This window comes from Rhizobium sp. C4, assembly GCF_021026315.1.
Classification (GTDB): Bacteria; Pseudomonadota; Alphaproteobacteria; order Rhizobiales; family Rhizobiaceae; genus Ensifer_A.
Map to the genome: position 1 here is coordinate 1 of NZ_JAJNCX010000046.1, position 1,210 is coordinate 1,210.

The 1,210-nt window shown below is 61.8% G+C and carries 1 protein-coding gene; it reads left to right on the forward strand.

Features of this window, described 5'->3' with window-relative positions:
- The first annotated feature begins 62 nt into the window (after positions 1 to 62).
- A complete protein-coding gene (locus tag LQK84_RS25020; RefSeq protein ID WP_230831490.1) occupies positions 63 to 1,073 on the forward strand; it encodes an IS5 family transposase in 1,011 nt (336 codons plus the stop codon).
- The last annotated feature ends 137 nt before the right edge of the window (positions 1,074 to 1,210 follow it).

Here is a 1,210-nt window from a genome sequence, read left to right on the forward strand (position 1 = left end):
GGGACCGTTGCAAAATTCCACTGATATGATTCACTGGTTCTGCAGCGGCTGGAGGCGGTGGGATGTCAGTTCGTCGGGAAGGTCAGTTCAGTTTTGTAGATGCTCTGATGCCGCAGGGTGGCGGAGGGCGTCTTGAGCGACTTTCTGGTCTGGTGAAGTGGTATCGCTTCGAGAAGCTGCTGGCACGGGTTCGCGATGAGGCCAGTGCCGGTCGGCCTGCCTATCCGCCTCTGGTGATGTTCAGGGCGCTGTTGCTGCAATCGCTTTACGGCCTTTCGGACAAGGAGCTGGAAGAGGCTCTGCTGGACCGGCTTTCGTTCAAGCGGTTTGTCGGACTTGCCCTGGATGAGCAGGTGCCGGACCACTCGACCTTGTGCCGATACCGCAATCTGCTGATCAGCGCGGGGCTGCTCGACAAGCTGTTCGGCGAGCTTGACAGGCAGCTGGATGCGGCGGGGCTGATCCTGAGGGGCGGCACGATGCTGGATGCCACCGTGATCGAGACGAGCGCTGCGCGGCCTCCCAAGGGCGGCAATGCGCAGTTGGATGCCCTTTCCTGGGATGAGAATACAGATCTTGCGGTGCCTCGCCCAAGCGATCCCGATGCCCGCTTTACAAGGCGCCAGGGCACGGCCGGTTCAAGCTATGGCTACAAGGCGCATGTTGGCGTTGATCAGGGCTCAGGGCTGATCCGCCGGGTGATCACGACACCGGCCAATGTCAATGACACGGTCGTGGCGGACGATCTGGTCTGCGGCGACGAGCGCGCAGTCCTGGCCGACGGCGCCTATCACACGCATGAGCGGGAGCGGATGCTCAGGCAACGCGGGATCAAGCCGCGCCTGATGCGTCGGGCCAACAAGCATCACCGGGACCTGCCGCCACGGCTGGCAAAGCTCAACCGTCTGATCGCCCGCCGCCGGGCGTCCGTCGAGACGACCTTTGCGACGCTGAAGCGACGCATGGGGCTTGGCGCCATCCGCTACAGGGGCCTTGTGAAGGCCAGGGCGCAGGTGCTGCTTGCCGCGATCACCTTCAACATGTGCCGCTGGGTCACACTGACGGCAACATGACCAGGGGCGAACTGCGCCCAAAACCACCCAAAGCCGACAAAGAACAACCCAAAAGCCCGGAAAATCAACAACCGGGCTCGAAAAGCTGCGTCTTCAATCCTCAAAATCCCAACAAGTGCGAGTTATGCAATGGTCCC

Coding starts and splice junctions, on each gene's coding strand:
- LQK84_RS25020 (WP_230831490.1), top strand. CDS start 63: ATGTCAGTTCGTCGGGAAGGTCAGTTCAGTTTTGTAGATGCTCTGATG.